Below are 17,381 nucleotides of genomic sequence, written 5' to 3' on the forward strand. Positions count from 1 at the left end.
TTAGAAATCGTTATAAATATATGAACCGGTATTCGCGGTGTGAAAACCATACATAAAAAACAAAACAAGCAGTATCATCAAATAAAAGCCTGTATGACATGTCCACTTGACAGCGGGTTTTTCATACAGCTGTTTCATTAATTGCAGCATATCAAAAATTCCCTTCCCGTTTTTTCGACAATCACATGATTATTTGACGATCAGATGCTCAAAAAGTTTCATTTTTTCCCTAAACTCCCTCAAATTAATATATCGGCGTCTGTTTTTAAAAATGAATCTTTATACCTGCAGGGGCAAGAATGGAATGTTTCGAGCTGATTCATAATAAAGGAAAAGATACATGGAGTCAAAAGATCTTTTTAACTTTTAAAAAGCGTAATGTACTTAAAAAAATTTTTCTGTACCTGTTCGATCAAGTGGAAGCAGAAACCTAATGAAATCGGGGCGGAAGCGTATAATAAGAAAGAAAACGCCTTCTTGCGGTATCTTGTGAAATAAGGGAGAAGTCATTATGATAGATAAGGAAGCAAAAGGAGTTTTTTATTAAGCTGACGGCTGAAAAAAAAGTAAGCCTTTTAATAGAAAGGAAGAGGAAGATGAACCAAACAAATAAGGGTGAGGGTCAGACAGCGCCGCAAAAAGAAAGCATGGGGCAGATCCTTTGGCAGTTAACCCGTCCTCATACGTTAACCGCATCGTTTGTGCCTGTGCTGCTCGGAACCGTTTTAGCGATGTTTTATGTAAAGGTTGATCTGCTGCTGTTTTTGGCTATGCTATTTTCCTGCCTATGGATCCAGATCGCGACGAACTTATTTAATGAATACTATGATTTTAAACGCGGGTTAGATACAGCAGAATCAGTCGGAATCGGAGGGGCAATTGTACGCCACGGAATGAAGCCTAAAACGATTTTGCAATTAGCCCTCGCATCATACGGGATTGCCATTTTGCTCGGTGTCTATATTTGCGCGAGCAGCAGCTGGTGGCTCGCTTTGATCGGCCTTGTCGGCATGGCGATCGGCTACCTGTATACAGGCGGGCCGCTGCCGATCGCGTACACGCCGTTCGGTGAATTATTCTCAGGCATTTGCATGGGTTCGGTGTTTGTGCTGATTTCGTTTTTTATTCAGACAGATATGATCAACACGCAAAGCATTTTGATCTCGATCCCGATTGCGATTCTTGTCGGTGCGATTAACCTGTCAAACAACATTCGCGATATTGAAGAGGACAAAAAAGGCGGCCGCAAAACATTGGCGATTTTGATGGGGCATAAGGGAGCTGTTACTCTGTTAGCTGCGTCGTTTGCCGTCGCTTATATTTGGGTTGTCGGCTTGGTTCTTACCGGTGCCGCAAGCCCTTGGCTGTTTGTCGTCTTTTTGAGCGTGCCTAAGCCGGTTCAGGCAGTGAAGGGCTTCGTCCAGAAAGAAATGCCGATGAATATGATTGTCGCAATGAAATCAACAGCCCAAACAAATACATTTTTCGGATTCCTGCTCTCAATCGGTTTATTGATCAGCTATTTCCGATAATAAAAAAGACCGCTCGTTTCGTGCGGTCTTTTTTGTTACAATCGACCGCATTTTGTAAAAAAATTCATAGAACCTTGCAGCTGACAGGGACGTCTAGTACATGGACAGCGGATAAAGTTCCGTTAAAGGAGATGACGAAAATGGATTTATCTGTAACACATATGGACGATTTAAAAACAGTAATGGAAGATTGGAAAAATGAATTATTAGTTTATAAATTTGCGCTAGATGCACTTGATACAAAGTTCTCAATAATCAGCCAGGAATATAACCTCATTCACGGACATAACCCGATTGAACATACAAAATCCCGTGTCAAAAGCTTTGAAAGCATCGTGAATAAGTTGATGAGAAAGGGCTGCGAAATTACGACGAGGGAAATGAAGGAGCATATTCACGACATTGCCGGCGTGCGCATCATCTGTTCCTTTATTTCTGACATTTATAATGTCGTAAATGTGTTGAAGCAGCATGAAGATTTGAGAATCGTAAAGGTAAAGGATTATATCCAGACACCCAAACCGAATGGCTACCGAAGCCTGCATTTAATCATTGAGATGCCTGTGAATTTAACGAACCGTGTGGAATACGTCAAAGCAGAAATTCAAATCCGGACGATCGCGATGGACTTCTGGGCAAGCCTTGAACATAAAATTTACTATAAATTGAACAATGACGTTCCTAAGCAATTAACAGATGAGCTGAAGGAAGCCGCGGAAATCGCCCATTACCTAGATGAGAAAATGCTGGGGATTAAGAAAGAAGTGGATTGATAAACAAAATGTTTTACAAAAGCGAAGCCTGACAGGGTTTCGCTTTTTTGCTTTGCTAGTACTTTTTATACCAGTATAAACTCACTTCTGTTTCCATGATTGAACCTGCTTTATCATGCATGAAGAAGGAGGTAAACATGAGCCATTCCATTTCATTATCGAGAGGTTTGATTTTTCTTATAGCGGTGACTTGCGGGTTTACTGTAGCTAATGTCTATATCAATCAAACATTGCTTGTCAGCATGGCAGGCACGTTTCATGTGACGCCGGCACAAGCGGGAATGATTGCTACATTGGCGCAGATTGGCTATGCGGCTGGGAACCTGCTGCTTGTTCCATTGGGAGATCTTTTTGAACGCCGCCGCTTCATTGTGAGCCTGCTATTTTTAGTGGGGGTTTGTTCGGCCGCTTCAGCGTTAGCTGTAAGCTTTCCATGGCTAGTCATCACAAATTTATTATTGGGATTCTTTACGATTATTCCTCAAATCCTTGTGCCGTTTGCGGCAGGTTTAGCAAATGACAGGAACAGAGGAAAAGTACTCGGAAACGTAGCCATCGGCTTGGTTTGCGGAATTTTAGGGGCGAGAGTGGTCAGCGGAGCGATAGATGCCCATTATGGCTGGCGCGTGATGTATTGGATTGCCTGTGCAGCAGCCGTCATCATTATGTTGATCATTCACTTCTGCTTTCCGAAAAGCAAAGGGACACATGCATTTCATTACGGAAAACTCATTTCTTCATTATTTCCCCTTTTGATCAAAGAGAAAGTGTTAAGAAAAGCATGTGTAAACCAAGGCTTCATGTTCGGCGCCTTCAGTTTATTTTGGACGGCGTTAGTGTTTATGGTGAGTGAACCTCCATTCTCGTTTGGCAGCCAGACTGCCGGAACAATCGGTTTGGTGGGAATTGGCGGGGCTTTTGCGACTCCGCTGATCGGCCGGATTATTGATCAAAAAGGAGCTGCTTTTTCCAACAAGCTTTGTATGTCTTTTACCTTATTGTCATTTGTTTTATTAATGGCAGGCCAGGCTTCATTGATTGTGATTGTATTGGGCGCTTTATTCATCACTATGGGCATTCAGGCGAATCAGGTGGCGTGTCAGGCGGAGATTTTCCAATTGTCGGCTGAAATGAGAAGCAGATTGAATGGCATCTTTATGGTCAGCACGTTTTTAGGCGGCGCCTTGGGATCGTATGCAGGGGGTGCAGTCTGGATGCTGTTTCATTGGAACGGCGTTTGTATTATGGGGATGATCATGGTCGGTATTGCCTTCAGTTCAAGGATTACCATAAATCGTACTACTAAAAAAGCGATATTGGAAGGGAGATAGAAGCTGGTGCAAACAAGTGAACGTTTTAAAAAAGGGTTAGATATTCTGAAACAAATTGATGAGGAGAACTATGAAGCGATCGTGGACAATTTTAAACATTCCATCGCTCCGGACCTTGGTGTGCTTGCCGTGGAGTTTAACTACGGTCAGATTTTTTCAAGACCAGGTCTTGATCTGAAATCCAGATTATTAGCAACCGTTGCTGGATTGACTGCATTGGGCAATACCCAGCAGCTAAAATTCTATATTAACGGAGCCCTGAATGTCGGATGGACACAAGAAGAACTCATAGAAGTGATGATGCAGATGATTATTTATTCAGGTTTCCCGAATGCGCTGAATACCATTCTTCCTGTGGCCGCGGAAGTATTTGCAGAACGAAACAAATAATATAAAAACCTTCTCCTTTTTATGTAGAATACTAATAGGAAATTCTATGCGGAAGGAGAGTGTGTATGTGGACAGTATGGCAGAAAAACGGAAAGAGCTAGGGGAGTTTTTAAAACTTAAAAGGGCACAGATTTCTCCGCAAGAGTTTGGATTGCCTATGGGCACCAGAAGGAAAACGACAGGCTTGAGGAGAGAGGAATTAGCCCAGCTGTCCGGTATAGGTGTCACATGGTACACATGGCTTGAGCAGGGAAGGGATATTCGGGTATCTACACAGGTACTGGAAAGCATATCGAGAGTGCTCAAATTGAATTACGAGGAAAAACGCCATGTCTTTCTGTTGGCGGGCCATCATGTTCCTTTAGACGATCAGGATGAAGAAAATAAAAGCCTTCCTCTGGCTGTGCGGCACTTTATTGATCATTTAACCAATTGCCCTGTTTATGTGACTGACGAAAAGTGGGACGTTATTGCTTGGAACACAGCAGCTTGTGCTGTGTTCGGCAATTTTGGCCAAATGAGCAGAAAGGAAAGAAACGCCATATGGCGATGTTTCACCTCGAAGGAGTATCGGAATCTGCTTGACGACTGGGAAAGCCACGCCAAAAAACTGATCGCACAGTTTCGATCGACAGCCAGCCGGTTTCTTGGGGAAGCATGGATAAAAGAGCTGATCGATGAGTTAACTGAAAGAAGCCCGGAATTTAAAAAATGGTGGAACCACCATGAAGTATTAGGCACACACGCAGGAGAAAAAGTACTTCATCACCCGGCAGCCGGAACAATGGTGATGGAGCATATGACATTACAAATATATGACTCTCCTGATTTGAAACTGACCATTTATCGGCCGTTAGAAAAAGAAAATACAGTTGATAAACTGAAAGCTTTACTTATAGACGGCTAAACAGCTGATCATTATAAAAAAGACGGCACCCAAGTGCCGTCTTTTTTTATTTGATATCTTCATAAATGTCAGATGCTTTGGCCTTCATTTGTTTCTTAATGGTTTTCGGTTTCTTCTCTTTTTTCACAGCCTCATAGACAGCGGCTGTCACAAGATCGCCTGCTTGCTGGAGGCGGTCCTTGCTGATATGTTCGATCGAGTCTTCGGGGGTATGATACCATGGCTCAACTTCTTCTGTTTCCGGGTCTCCCCAAATAAAGTTGGCGGAATCAATGCCGGCTTCATGGAATGGCACATGATCAGATGATCCTCCCTGTGTCAGAGACAGGCTGTCAAACCCTATTTTTTCAGCGGCCGTATGGCTGGATTCCCAAACAGCGTTTGATTGGCCGTCCAATGTGTTGACATACAGCTCAGACGCTTTTTCCCAGCTTGTGCCTACCATATCTAAGTTGAAGTTCACTTCGCTTCGTTTCAGCTCTTTTTCGGATAGATGATCTACATAGTGAGAGGAACCGAGCAAACCGAGCTCTTCAGCGCCGAAAGCGATAAAGCGGATTTCTTTATCAGATGGAACGCTTTTTAAGACACGCGCCATCTCCAGCATAACAGAGGTTCCTGAGCCGTTGTCATTTGCTCCGGGCGAAAAAGGAACACTGTCGTAATGGGCCGTCACGTATACAATGTCTGGATGTTTGATATTCTTTGGTTTTTTGATTCCGATGATGTTCTGGGAGGTTTGGTTTGTGAATGCTTTTAGTTTTAAAGTGGCTTCTTTTTGCTGGGTAAGTGCTTCGCCGTCTTCTTTCTTAATGCCGACGACCGGAATGCCGGATTTATTTCCCGACAGGTTTGGCGTCATAGGCACGAGGCTTTCTTTGTTGTTATAAATGATGACAGCTTTCGCTCCAGCGGCTTCGGCATTTTTGGCTTTCTCGTAATAAGTCAGGTCTCCTCTGGAAATTAAGGCGATTTTGCCCTTGACGTCAGCGGTAAAGTCCTTTTGATAGCCCAAGCCTGCATTGTAAAGCGGAGCCGTTAGTCCTTGTTCCTCAGTCGGAGCCGAGCCGGACGCCGCTTGGAGAAGAATATCGCGTCCTTCTGAAGACAGCGTTCCCTCAAGGCGGTCAGGAATGTCGAATCGTTGAACCTTTACATCAAGCTTTAATTTTCTCATTGATGAGGCGATCAATAGGGCACTCTTTTTTTCAGCTGCAGTTCCGGCTATTCTGGGGCCGATTGCTTCACTTAGCTGAGAAATGGTAGAGTACGCACGCTTTGCTTTGAATGGAAGCTCGCGCTCGCTATCTGATAGTTGTACAGCGTGCGCCGCAGGAGTAACACTCTGTGCCGGCAAGAGCAGTGTGCCGGCAGTTAAAACAGCCATCGTCATGACAGTCAAAAGCTTTTTCATCAAAAATAAACCTCCCCTAAATATATGGTTGGGGAATATTTCGGGATGCTAAAGGAGTTTCCTGCAAGATGAAGAGTGTTTTTGAAAAGACAGTGCTTTATACCTGCAAAAAACGCTTATGAATGAAGGATCATAAGCGTTTCGGGATATCAGACTTTTTTGAGCTTTAAAAACTTGCGTTTGCCGACTTGGATGATCATATTCTCTCTTATCTCTGCTTTGGCGTGAACATCTGTTATTTTCTCTCCGTCGATGCGTACACCGCCGTTTTGAATCATGCGGCGCGCCTCGCTCTTCGAAGAGAGGAGTTCCAGCTTGACGAGCAGATCAATCATCGCTATCGTTTTCTCGCCTTTCCAGTTTACGGCCGGTATATCCTCTGGCAGGCTGTTTTCCTGAAAGACTGTTTTAAACGAGTGTTCGGCAGCTTCTGCGGCTTTCTCGCCGTGATACATTCGGACGATTGTTTTAGCTAAAAGCATTTTAGCATCACGCGGATGAACGGCGCCGGTTTCTAAGTCTTTTACCAGCTGTTTTTTCTCTTCAAGCTCTAAGTCTGTCGCCAGGTGGATGTATTTTTTCATCAGGCTGTCGGGCAGTGACATCGTTTTCCCGTACATGTCGTTTGGATGTTCGTCAATGCCGATGTAGTTGTGTTTCGACTTCGACATTTTCTCCACGCCATCCAAGCCTTCCAAGAGCGGCATCAGGATGACGACTTGTTTTTCTTTGTTGTATCGTTCTTGGAAATGCCGTCCCATGAGGACATTGAAATGCTGGTCTGTTCCGCCAAGTTCAATATCGCTTTCGAGAACGACGGAATCGTATCCCTGCATCAATGGGTAAAAGAATTCATGAAGCGAGATCGGTTTTTGCATGGCGATGCGTTCTTCAAAGTCGTCACGCTCCATCAGGCGGGCTACGGTTATTTTGCCTGCCAATTCAATGACATCCTCCAGATTCAATGTTTTCAGCCATTTCGAGTTGTAGTGAAGCTCGACTTTTTCAGGATCCAGCACTTTTCCGAATTGCTGAAAATATGTTTTGGCGTTGTGTTGAACTTCTTCATCAGTCAGCTGCTTTCTTGCTGCTGATTTTCCGGTCGGATCACCGATTTTCCCTGTGAAATCCCCAATTAACAGCTGGACAATGTGGCCGTTTTCTTGAAATTGACGCAGCTTGTTTAACACAACCGTATGGCCCAAATGTACATCTGGTGCAGACGGATCTAATCCAAGTTTAATTTTGAGCGGTGTGCCTGTCGAAATCGATTTCACGAGCTTTGCCTTTAATTCCTCCGGCGGTATGACTTCGTGGGCGCCTGTCATGTATAGCTGAAGCTGTCTTTCGACTTCTTTTTGCTGTGCTGCTGTGAGCTGTTCAAATGTTTTCATCACTTTTCCTCCTTTTTTAAAACACAAAAAAGAGCCCATCCCGATAAGGGACGTGGCTCAATGCACGCGGTACCACCCTGGTTGAAGACATCGTCTTCCGCTCATTCGAATAACGGTTTCCCGTTCTTTGCTACTTTTAAGGTTCACAAAGAAAGCTCGGGGAGGTAATTCACGTTTGCCTGTGCGCCGGCTCGCACCTTCCGCCGGCTCTCTGGAACAGGGAGACAAACCCTACTGGATTCCCGTCAAAGCTTATGGTGTATGAAGATTGTCAGCTACCTTTCTAAGCAGCCCTGTCAATGTTTTTTGTTCGTCCTTTGTCATTCCCGCAATGAGCTCTGTTTCCCCTCTGTGAAACTCCGGGTAGAGTTCTTCGATCGCTTGTTTGCCGGAATCGGTGATGGAGACAAACACGAGTCGCCGATCTCTTGTGTCGATGCTTTTACGGCAAAAACTCTTTTTTTCAAGCGTTTTGATCACGTTGCTTGCTGTAGCTGTAGATATCCCTGACAGCTCAGCGATTTTTCTTGTCTCGAGCGCTCCCCATACCCATAGATCATAAAGAATGGAGAAAGCGGTCCAAGAAAGGTTATAGGAAGAAAGAACCTCAGTCTCCATTTTGACACGGAGCCTTTGCGCAGACCGATACAGATTCGTAGCGATCGAAATGGCTTCCAGGTTGAGTGACTCGACGGGCATTTGTTTGAGCTTAGAAAGTGTATCGTGTTCTTCTTTCCGAAGCTGCTGATGTTGATGTGAACGTTCCATTTTTTAGGCCTGCCTTAAATTATCAGAATCATTAGCTATGAAACGAATTGTAACAGAGTCTGATGTGAACTTCAAGCCCATATATCGGTTGAATAAAAAAAGCCCAAACAACGCCAAAATAAACAAAAACCCGCAAACGGGGGTGCAGTTTTGCAAAAGTATGTTCAATCCGTCTATAAGCATGATCCATTTCATCTGTTTTCGACAGAGCATGTGGTAACGCTAGCGATTATCGCTCTTTTGGCCGTTCTGTTGTTTCTGTTTCAAGATGGGATTAAACGGTCTAAGGCCAGCCGGTTTTTGCGTTTTTTGTTTGTGTTTCTTTTGCTTGGTTCGCAAATCGGCTATCAAATATGGATGATCGCCACGGGCAGGTGGTCAGTGCGCACTTCATTGCCTCTCCAGCTTAGTGACCTGTCGGTGTATTTGTCAGCCATTATGCTAGTGACAAAAAGCAGAAAGCTGTTTGTATTTTTGTTTTTTGCCGGCATTGGCAGTTCAATTCAGGCTCTTGCCACTCCCGACCTCGGCATGTATTCTTTTCCGCATATCCGATATATCCTCTTTTTTATTTCGCACGGGTCCGTGTTTTTATCCTGTCTGCTGATGGCGGTGATTGGCACATACAGAATGGGCCAGCGCTCGTTATGGGTGACTGTCCTCCTTGTTAATGTGTACGGCGTCTGCATTTACCTGATTGATCGCTGGCTAGGGGCGAATTATATGTATTTGACGAAAAAACCGGGTGGGTCCTCTCTCTTGGATGTTCTCGGGCCATGGCCGTGGTATATCGTCTCGGCTGAAGCCATCACGATCGCCAGCTTTTTCATTCTTTATTGGCTTTATCGCATCTTCAAAAAATGACACCTTTTTTGTTGTATCACACATTCTGTTTTAAAAAATGTCGGAGAACGTGTTTATTTTTTTGAAAAAGGGTATGTAACTTGTACAACAAAAAGGGAGATGAATACCATTGAGGAAAGATGAAATCATGCATATCGTATCATGCGCAGATGATAATTATGCTCGTCATTTGGGTGGGATGTTCGTTTCTTTATTGACCAATATGGATCAGGAGAGAGAGGTTAAATTATACGTCATTGATGGCGGAATTCAGCCTGATAACAAAAAAAGACTGGAAGAAACTACTTTGAAATTCGGCGTGCCGATTGAGTTTTTAGAAGTAGATACCAACATGTATGAACATGCTGTAGAGAGCAGCCATATTACAAAAGCAGCGTATTACCGCATTTCGATTCCCGACTTAATTAAGGATGAAAGCATCAAACGAATGATTTACATCGATTGCGATGCGCTTGTCCTAGAGGATATTTCAAAGTTATGGGACTTGGACATTGCGCCATACACCGTTGCCGCTGTTGAGGATGCGGGGCAGCATGAACGCCTGAAGGAAATGGACATCACTGATACAGGGAAGTATTTTAACTCAGGTATCATGATTATTGATTGTGAGTCTTGGAGAAAGCAAAACATCACAGAAAAAGTCATCAACTTTATCAATGAACACCCAGACGAAGATTTTCTTGTGCTGCACGACCAAGATGCACTGAATGCGATCTTGTATGATCAGTGGTATGAACTTCATCCGCGCTGGAACGCTCAAACCTATATCATGTTAAAGCTGAAAACCCCACCGACTCTGTTAGGGCGGAAGCAATATAATGAAACGAGAGAAAACCCGGCAATCGTGCACTTCTGCGGCGGAGAAAAGCCTTGGAACTCCAATACAAAACATCCGTATCGCGATGAGTATTTCCATTACATGTCGTATACGAAGTGGAATACGATTGGGAACCCGGCGATCAACCAATAATATAGATATAAAAAACGCTTTTGAGATGATCAAAAGCGTTTTTTTGTTTGCTTCAGCGTGCGACTGACCGTTGGTAGAACCGCTGAATATGCATGGCGATGTAGCACAATTCTTTTTCAGGAAACTCAAAGCCGTATTCCTTTTTCACAAAGGTGCCGATGCTAAGGGCGCACAGGAAAGCATCCTTAAACCTCTCTTTAATGATGTCGATCATTTCTGCGTCCAGCTCATAAATGGATTCGCCCGCTTTGATATGCTGAATGGCAAAGCGGAGATGGGTCACGAGCCGTTCATAAGAGATGGTATCTTCCACGATATTGATAGACAGCTGAATTTCGATAATCTCGATAATATCACGGATCATTGTTGTAATATCTAGCGTTTGGGTCATATCGCCGGCATTGTTTCTTGCTGTGTGGATATGCATGGCAATATTGCCGATTTCATCATCTGGAATGTGAATCCCCAGTTTATCTTTAATCAGTGCTCTGGCCCATAAGCCGATCTGGAACTCCTTCGGATAAAGGACCTTGATTTCATTCAGCAGCGGATTTTTAATGACCATCCCATTGCTCAGGCGTTCAATCGCAAAGGAAAGATGGTCTGAAAAAGCGACATGAATGCGCTCATTGATTTTGATGTTCAGCTCTTTTTCGGCATGAGAGATAATTTGCTCAGAAATCTGAATATGGTCTTCAGGCAATGTTTCTAAAATCTCTTCGAACTGCTTATAGTCAGCTGTATCTTTTCTGATAAAGGTTTTTTCTATTTTTGACGGATCGACAATATCATTCTTCTTTTTGTCGAACCCAATTCCTGCACCCAAGAGAATCTTCTCTTCATTTTGATCCTTTACGACGATAGCATTATGATTTAAGATTCTTTTAATTTTCATAGCTTTTTTGTCCTTTCATCCCCCGTTTTATGAATGAAAACGAATAAATCCAGTTATTCTGTCTCTTCTTTAAACCCGAGAAACAATGTAGCTATAAAAGCAGAGACGGCGGCGATCAAAAAACCGATCATATAATGAACAAAATTCGCGGCGCCAAACGGCAGCACAATTGAAATCATCGGAATGCCTGTCAGCCCGTAGGAATTTGCCACAACTTGTACCGCAACTACGTACGCTCCGCCAATAGCACCGCCGATGGCTGCACCGATAAAGGGACGGATCAGTTTGAGATTCACCCCGAATACAATCGGTTCAACAATGCCTAAAAACGCGGTCAGAGAAGCGGGGAGAGCAATTTTTTTCAGGCTTGATTGTTTCGTTTTGAGGAATACCGCAAGCCCCGCTCCGCCCTGGGCCACATTCGCCATCGACCATATCGGCACTAAAAAGTTGACACCGACATGCGGATTCGCAAGCAGCGTTGCTTCAATCGCATAAAAGCTATGATGCAAGCCAGATAGGACGATAGTAGAGTAGATGCCGCCGAAAAGGGCTCCGGCGGCAATGCCGGCGTGATCATAAATATAGACTATCGATTGTGTCATGATTTGGCCGACGATAGAAGCGGCGGGATTCATCACAATCAGCGCGAGGCACCCTGTCACCATGACCGTAATAAAGGGAATGATCACGACATCAAGTGACTTCGGCACAATCGATTTTAATAGCTTCTCAATTTTGCTCATGACAAAAACGGAGAGAAGAATCGGTATGATGGAACCCTGATAGCCCATCATCGGGATGTGAAGCCCCCATATATCTAAAGAAGACGGGGTTTTGCTGCCGAGCATAGACGGGTCCAGCAGATCAGGGTGCGTCAAAAGCCCCGCGATCACTGCCCCTAGATATGGGTTGCTGCCAAATTGCCGTGCGGCACTGAAGCCGACTAAAATCGGCAGCAAAATAAAGGCCGTGCTGGACACGAGGTCGAGCATTTTAATCCATGGGCTGCCGGCAGCGAACCAGTGAAACACCTTAATCATGCCAATCAGCCCCATGAGCAGGCCGCTTGCTGTTATTGCCGGAATAATCGGCACAAAAATATCAGACAGTGTTTTCGCAAAAGCTGCGGCAGGGTTCAGCTTCCGGCTGGCTTTTTTCTGGTGAACAGGCTCTTCAGAAGGCGCGGCCTCCCACACTTGAACGACTTCTTTATATATTTTGTTGACGACGCCTGCTCCGAAAATAATCTGGAATAGTCCGTATCGGAAAAAGGTGCCCTGCACACCTTGCAGGTTCTCAATGGCACGTATATCAATTTTCGTCTCGTCCTTTACATCAAAACGAAGACGGGTCGTACAATGGCTGATGCTGATAATGTTGTTTTTTCCTCCTGCTAGCAGCAGTAAGTCTTTTGCAATCTCATTATGCAAGCAATCAAAACCTCCTTTGCTGAAGAAAAGTCGGCTTGTTCATCGTATCAAATGAAAAGTTGACAATCAAAATGAAAAAAGTGAGAAATATCGGTTGAAAATGGCAAAAATGCCCGCGTCGGTGACGGAGCATTAGTATAGGAATTGTTGTCCAAGGCGCCGTTAGGAGACCAACACGAAAAGAAGAGTTAAAATGCCCTGCTTTTTTAGGCACTAATACTCCCTTTGCATCATTGGGTCTTGCCTGCCTGCCCAGTCACAATCCCGCCATATGTGGTGATAACTGTAATAACGTTCATTTTATGCTGTTCATGGCTGTATAGCAATAGTATGAAAAGCCTGTGCGATGGATGGGAAAAAGGTTGTGTGCGGTGTTCTATGAAGATAAAAACCCTTTAAGACCTGGTATGCAAGTCTTAAAGGGTTTTGGTTACTTTTTCGCTTTGACGGCGTTCAGCCGTTTTTGCAGCTTTGTTTTTTCATTGGATGCTTTTAATTGGTTCACTGCAGACTGAGCGGATGTCTTCGATTTCTTTGTTTTGTCTTTCTCCGCTTTCTTTACTTTAGCTTTTGCCGTTTCGACTTTTTTTGCTTCAGCTGCCGCCACTTTTTTCTTCACTTTGTCTAACCGTTTTTGCAATGCTGTTTTGTCCTTGCCTGATTGAAGCTGATTGACGGCTGATTGTGCTTTTGCCGCATTTGCATCAGTTGATGTCTTTTCAGCGAAGGAGACGGATTGCTGCGCTGTTTTCAAATTGGTGCTTTTCACTTTGGCAAGGCGTTTCTGCAGGGACGTTTTTTCTGAACCTGCCGGCAGCTTGCCAACTGCTGATTGTGCGCTATCCACATCTGTTTTCTTTTTGCTTTTCTCCGCTTTCGCAACTTTGTCTTTCGCCTGCTTTGATGCGATGTAGCGTTTAACTTGGTCTAACCGTTTTTGCAGGTTCTTTTTGTCTGTTCCGTTCGGCAGCTTGTTAATGGCAGGTTGGGCTGTATCAACGGTTTGCTGTGTTTTGTACTTTTCTGCCTTTGCGACTTTGTCTTTCGCATCTTTTACATTTCTGTATGACTGTACTTTATCCAGTCTTTTTTGCAGGGCAGTTTTGGCGTCGGAGTCCGGCAGCTGGCTAACGAGTTCCCGCGCTTTGTCGATATCGGTTTGTGCTTTTGATTGTTCCGCTTTTTTCACCGCTTGCTCTTCTGCCGTGTACGCTGAATCTGTTGCCTGTGCTTTATACTGGATTAAGCCGTAGCCAAATTGCTGATCGCGGCCTGCGGTACCAAGATCAACGATGTTTCTCCGCATTTCCTCACGAAGCTGGACGTTTGTCTCGTCAGGGTCCCGCTGTTTTAACAAAGCAAACATGGCAGCGGCGTGCGGTGTCGCTTGGGATGTCCCGCTTCCTGTCGCATAATACTGGTTTACGTAAGTGCTTGTGATGTTTGTTCCCGGCGCTGAAAATTCAACTTCATCTCCAGTTGTTGAGAAGGAAGCAAGCTGATTCTTTTCGTTTGTTGCCGAAACCGCAACGACACTGCTGTACGCCGCCGGATAATTCACTGGTTTTCCGTTTCCGTCATTCCCGCTTGCTGCAACAAGCAGAACGCCTTGTTCATATGCTTTGTCCACGGCGTCATGAAGGATTTTGCTGTCTGACGTCGTGCCAAGGCTCATATTGACGATGTCCATCCTGTTTGCGATCGACCAGTCAATTCCTTGGAGAAGGCTTTGAAGATCCCCCGAGCCGTTCTGATCAAGCGCTTTAACCGCGTATATTTGTGCTTCCGGTGCGATGCCGTCAATTCCGTAGCCATTGTGCTTGGCTCCGATAATCCCTGCGACATGTGTTCCGTGGCCGTTATCATCTTTGTAAGAAGAGGTATAACTGACAGCTGAATACCCGCCGGCAATCGACAGGTCATCGTGGGGGGAGATTCCGCTGTCAATGACGGCAATTTTGACACTTTTTCCTGTCAGTCCTGCCTTCCAGGCCTGTTTTACCTGAATGGGCTCAAGGTTCCATTGCTCGAAGTTGTCAGAGGTGTCAGCGCCGTCTGACAGCACTTTGAAATCCGAGCTGTCTGCTGCGGTAAAGGATACGTTGTTTTCTACATACAAAATATCAGGATCCTGCTTTAATTCTTTTACTGTCTCCTGATCTGCTGTGACTGCTACTGCGGGAAGATGCTTATACTGCTTTTCAACATCAGCATCGCTGTCCAGGATGGTTTCCTTTCCGGCCTTGTTTTTATAAACCACAATGACCTCTTTCTCGCTGCTGTTTTGCGCATGAGCGAGAGGGCCTATGGCGAGAAAACTGAAAAACAGAGTGACTGATACAACAAGTTTGCAAGACATGTTTTTCATGATTAATCTCCTTTTTCTATGATGTTTGATATATATATCGGAGAAAAAAAGAGAGATTGATAGTAAGAAGGAAAAAAATTTTCATGGGCAGGGTTGTTTAGCAAAATGCAGATTTTTTCCGCAGGAAGAGGAAATTTTCCAAATGAATTTGTAAGCGTTTTCAAAATAAGATAAAGAAAACATTGCGGAGGTTGTTCACAAAGCAATGAGAAAAGGGGGCTTTTCAGATGAGCGCATTCACTCGGGTAATGGAAGAAAAAATAATGCCTGTTGCCGGGAAAATTGCCGGACAGCGGCATCTCAGCGCTTTGCGTGACGGAATTATCCTGACCATGCCGCTGATTATTATCGGGTCTGTCTTCTTGATTTTAACGAGCCTGCCGATTCCGGGGTATGCTGATTTCATGGCGAGTGTGTTTGGGAAGGAATGGGCTGATAAGCTCGGATATCCCGTTAATGCTTCGTTTGATATTATGGCGATGATCGCCGCTTTCGGGATCGCCTATCGGCTGGCGGAAAGCTATGGTGTTGATGCCCTTTCGGCCGGAGCGATTTCAATTGCCGCATTTCTATTGGCAACGCCGTTTGAGGTGCCGTTTACACCGGGTGGCTCAACGGAGTCCATCATGGTAGGGGGCGGAATCCCGATCACGCTGCTCGGCAGCAAAGGCTTATTTGTCGCCATGCTGATCGCTTTGTTTTCAACCGAAATCTATCGATATATTATTCAAAAGAATATCGTCTTCAAAATGCCAGACGGTGTGCCGCCTGCGGTAAGCAAATCGTTTGTCGCGCTGATCCCGGGCTTTATCATTGTGTTTCTCGTGTGGCTGGCGCGCCTTCTGATTGAAATGACTCCTTTTCAGAGCCTGCACAATGTCGTAGGAGACCTGCTTGGCACACCGCTTTCCATCCTTGGCGGCAGTCTCGGCGGAAGCCTGATTGCTGAATTTGTGCAGATGCTGCTTTGGTCGTGCGGGATTCACGGGGCTTCCATCATTGGCGGGATCATGGCGCCGATTTGGTACGGCGCGATGGATGCCAACCGTCTCGCCTTCCAAGCGGGCGAGGCGCTGCCGAGTATTTTTACGACTCAGTTTTTTCAAATTTGGATCAATGTCGGCGGAAGCGGAGCGACGCTGGCGCTTGTCTTGACGATGCTTGTCCGGTCTCGCAGCAAACAAATGAAGCAGCTTGGCCGATTAGGGATTGGGCCCGCGCTTTTTAATATCAACGAGCCAATCATTTTCGGCATGCCGATTGTCATGAACCCGCTTCTCATTGTTCCATTCATCATCGCGCCGCTCCTCACGATTACCGCAACTTATATCGGCATGAGCACCGGATTGGTGGCGAAGCCGGCCGGAATCGCCGTGCCATGGACGATGCCGCCGCTCATATCAGGCTATTTGGCGACAGGCGGCAAGGTCTCGGGCGCCGTTATGCAGCTGGTGAATCTGTTGATCACCTGTGCTATCTACTATCCGTTTTTCAGAATATGGGATCATCAAAAATGGCGGGAAGAGAGTGCGGTTGAATCCGGAGATAAGAATGTGACGTGATAGACGATCAGCCTGTCATAGGGCTGATCATCTTCTTTCAAACGAAGGGAAATGTTAGAATATGTAAAGGAGGTGCGCATGTTAGATTATATATGGTTCGATGACGAATCACCGATCTTAAAACAAATACCTGTTGAATACTCATCAGCTGCTCTTATTTTTTCTCCTTTTATCCAAATGCCTGAAGGATGGGAGAAAGCAAGGAGAAAACATGATTACGAGCATATTTATCCAAACGATGATGAAATAAGAAGAAAAGGCAAGGCTGTTTCCTGGGAGAAGGTTATGTCCTCTTGCGGCCTGCAAACACATGCTGAGCTGGCGCTGGCTTTAATGACATCGATAGGCGCCTTAAGGGACGAGTGCGCGAGAGAGGATTTGGCTGAGCTTTTACATGAAAACATAAATGGAGACCTCTATTATCCCAGTGAGGATCATATTTCAAATTTTCATATTCCGGGTTTGATAAAGGTGTTAGGTATGAACGGATCTAATCGGTTTTATTACGCAGAACCGATTGTGGAAAACAGCGGCTTTTTGGAGATAACTGAGGCGAACTTGCGAACGGTTCTTGATGAAGCCGCGGCAGAGCTCGTTTTGACTGATGAGAAAATGGAGTTTGTGTTTATGAGCGTATATGACTCATTCATTAATGTCTTTTTAGCAAAAGATAAAAACATCAATGACCTGGTTCAGCGTATGGGCTGGGAAGCGATGGTTTGCGATGAGTCGACGTATATCAGTTGGTACAGATAAAAAAGAACGTACATCATAGTATGT

The 17,381-nt window shown here is 44.9% G+C and carries 17 protein-coding genes and 1 other annotated feature; of the genes, 10 read left to right on the forward strand and 7 right to left on the reverse strand.

The annotated features are described in order from the left end of the window. Nucleotides 1-150: a teichoic acid D-Ala incorporation-associated protein DltX gene (locus ACQXR1_RS00210; RefSeq protein ID WP_003227330.1), complete on the reverse strand. Its 150-nt coding sequence runs from the start codon at nt 148-150 to the stop codon at nt 1-3. Nucleotides 151-299: 149 nt separating this feature from the next. On the opposite strand from ACQXR1_RS00210, the gene ACQXR1_RS00215 reads away from it, so the two are divergent. From ACQXR1_RS00215 to ACQXR1_RS00240, 6 genes are all read left to right on the forward strand, one after another. After that, on the forward strand, nt 300-434 hold the full coding sequence (locus ACQXR1_RS00215; protein WP_052438131.1) for a hypothetical protein: 135 nt from the start codon (nt 300-302) through the stop codon (nt 432-434). 162 nt (nt 435-596) lie between these two features. Then, nucleotides 597-1,532, forward strand: coding sequence for a 1,4-dihydroxy-2-naphthoate polyprenyltransferase (locus ACQXR1_RS00220; RefSeq protein WP_430771527.1), 936 nt, complete (start codon nt 597-599; stop codon nt 1,530-1,532). Nucleotides 1,533-1,672: 140 nt separating this feature from the next. Continuing rightward, the gene (gene ywaC / locus ACQXR1_RS00225; protein ID WP_014665885.1) at nt 1,673-2,305 is read left to right on the forward strand and encodes a GTP pyrophosphokinase YwaC; all 633 of its coding nucleotides are present in this window, start codon (nt 1,673-1,675) and stop codon (nt 2,303-2,305) included. Nucleotides 2,306-2,442: 137 nt separating this feature from the next. Further along, nucleotides 2,443-3,636, forward strand: coding sequence for an MFS transporter (locus ACQXR1_RS00230; protein WP_326275075.1), 1,194 nt, complete (start codon nt 2,443-2,445; stop codon nt 3,634-3,636). 6 nt (nt 3,637-3,642) lie between these two features. Beyond that, complete coding sequence (locus tag ACQXR1_RS00235) at nt 3,643-4,026, forward strand: carboxymuconolactone decarboxylase family protein (protein WP_014665883.1); 384 nt, start codon at nt 3,643-3,645, stop codon at nt 4,024-4,026. 46 nt (nt 4,027-4,072) lie between these two features. Beyond that, complete coding sequence (locus ACQXR1_RS00240; RefSeq protein WP_371326429.1) at nt 4,073-4,933, forward strand: helix-turn-helix transcriptional regulator; 861 nt, start codon at nt 4,073-4,075, stop codon at nt 4,931-4,933. Nucleotides 4,934-4,979: 46 nt separating this feature from the next. Here the strand turns inward: ACQXR1_RS00240 and ywaD are convergent, their stop codons facing one another. From ywaD to ywaE, 3 genes are all read right to left on the reverse strand, one after another. Then, complete coding sequence (gene ywaD / locus ACQXR1_RS00245) at nt 4,980-6,347, reverse strand: aminopeptidase YwaD (protein ID WP_069838442.1); 1,368 nt, start codon at nt 6,345-6,347, stop codon at nt 4,980-4,982. 149 nt (nt 6,348-6,496) lie between these two features. Continuing rightward, nucleotides 6,497-7,744: a tyrosine--tRNA ligase gene (gene tyrS, locus ACQXR1_RS00250; protein WP_083252795.1), complete on the reverse strand. Its 1,248-nt coding sequence runs from the start codon at nt 7,742-7,744 to the stop codon at nt 6,497-6,499. Between the two features lie 40 nt (nt 7,745-7,784). Beyond that, nucleotides 7,785-7,999, reverse strand: a binding site (T-box leader). Continuing rightward, nucleotides 7,994-8,509 carry a tyrZ transcriptional regulator YwaE gene (ywaE, locus tag ACQXR1_RS00255; RefSeq protein WP_326275078.1) on the reverse strand — a complete coding sequence of 172 codons (516 nt, stop codon included), beginning with the start codon at nt 8,507-8,509 and terminating at the stop codon, nt 7,994-7,996. (Overlaps the previous feature by 6 nt.) A gap of 150 nt (nt 8,510-8,659) precedes the next feature. On the opposite strand from ywaE, the gene ACQXR1_RS00260 reads away from it, so the two are divergent. Together ACQXR1_RS00260 and ACQXR1_RS00265 are read left to right on the forward strand one after the other, a co-directional pair. Beyond that, on the forward strand, nt 8,660-9,373 hold the full coding sequence (locus tag ACQXR1_RS00260; protein ID WP_071582427.1) for a TIGR02206 family membrane protein: 714 nt from the start codon (nt 8,660-8,662) through the stop codon (nt 9,371-9,373). 109 nt (nt 9,374-9,482) lie between these two features. Further along, nucleotides 9,483-10,343, forward strand: a complete 861-nt coding sequence (locus ACQXR1_RS00265) for a glycosyltransferase family 8 protein (protein WP_040081424.1) — start codon at nt 9,483-9,485, stop codon at nt 10,341-10,343. Nucleotides 10,344-10,395: 52 nt separating this feature from the next. Here ACQXR1_RS00265 and sacY read toward each other — a convergent pair whose 3' ends face one another. The 3 genes from sacY to epr all read right to left on the reverse strand — a co-directional run bounded on the left by sacY (nt 10,396) and on the right by epr (nt 15,039). Further along, nucleotides 10,396-11,238, reverse strand: coding sequence for a transcription antiterminator SacY (gene sacY / locus ACQXR1_RS00270; RefSeq protein WP_040081426.1), 843 nt, complete (start codon nt 11,236-11,238; stop codon nt 10,396-10,398). A gap of 53 nt (nt 11,239-11,291) precedes the next feature. Beyond that, entirely contained in the window at nt 11,292-12,671 is a 1,380-nt protein-coding gene (sacX, locus tag ACQXR1_RS00275; RefSeq protein ID WP_134974934.1) for a SacY negative regulator SacX, read from the reverse strand. Between the two features lie 430 nt (nt 12,672-13,101). After that, nucleotides 13,102-15,039 carry a minor protease Epr gene (gene epr / locus ACQXR1_RS00280; protein WP_430771528.1) on the reverse strand — a complete coding sequence of 646 codons (1,938 nt, stop codon included), beginning with the start codon at nt 15,037-15,039 and terminating at the stop codon, nt 13,102-13,104. Nucleotides 15,040-15,266: 227 nt separating this feature from the next. Here epr and celB point away from each other — a divergent pair, with 227 nt between their 5' ends. Further along, complete coding sequence (gene celB / locus ACQXR1_RS00285; protein WP_430771529.1) at nt 15,267-16,601, forward strand: PTS cellobiose transporter subunit IIC; 1,335 nt, start codon at nt 15,267-15,269, stop codon at nt 16,599-16,601. 78 nt (nt 16,602-16,679) lie between these two features. Then, nucleotides 16,680-17,357 carry a DUF2711 domain-containing protein gene (locus ACQXR1_RS00290; protein WP_243571653.1) on the forward strand — a complete coding sequence of 226 codons (678 nt, stop codon included), beginning with the start codon at nt 16,680-16,682 and terminating at the stop codon, nt 17,355-17,357. Nucleotides 17,358-17,381: the final 24 nt, after the last annotated feature.

The organism is Bacillus sp. ATD (assembly GCF_050585765.1).
GTDB lineage: Bacteria > Bacillota > Bacilli > Bacillales > Bacillaceae > Bacillus > Bacillus stercoris.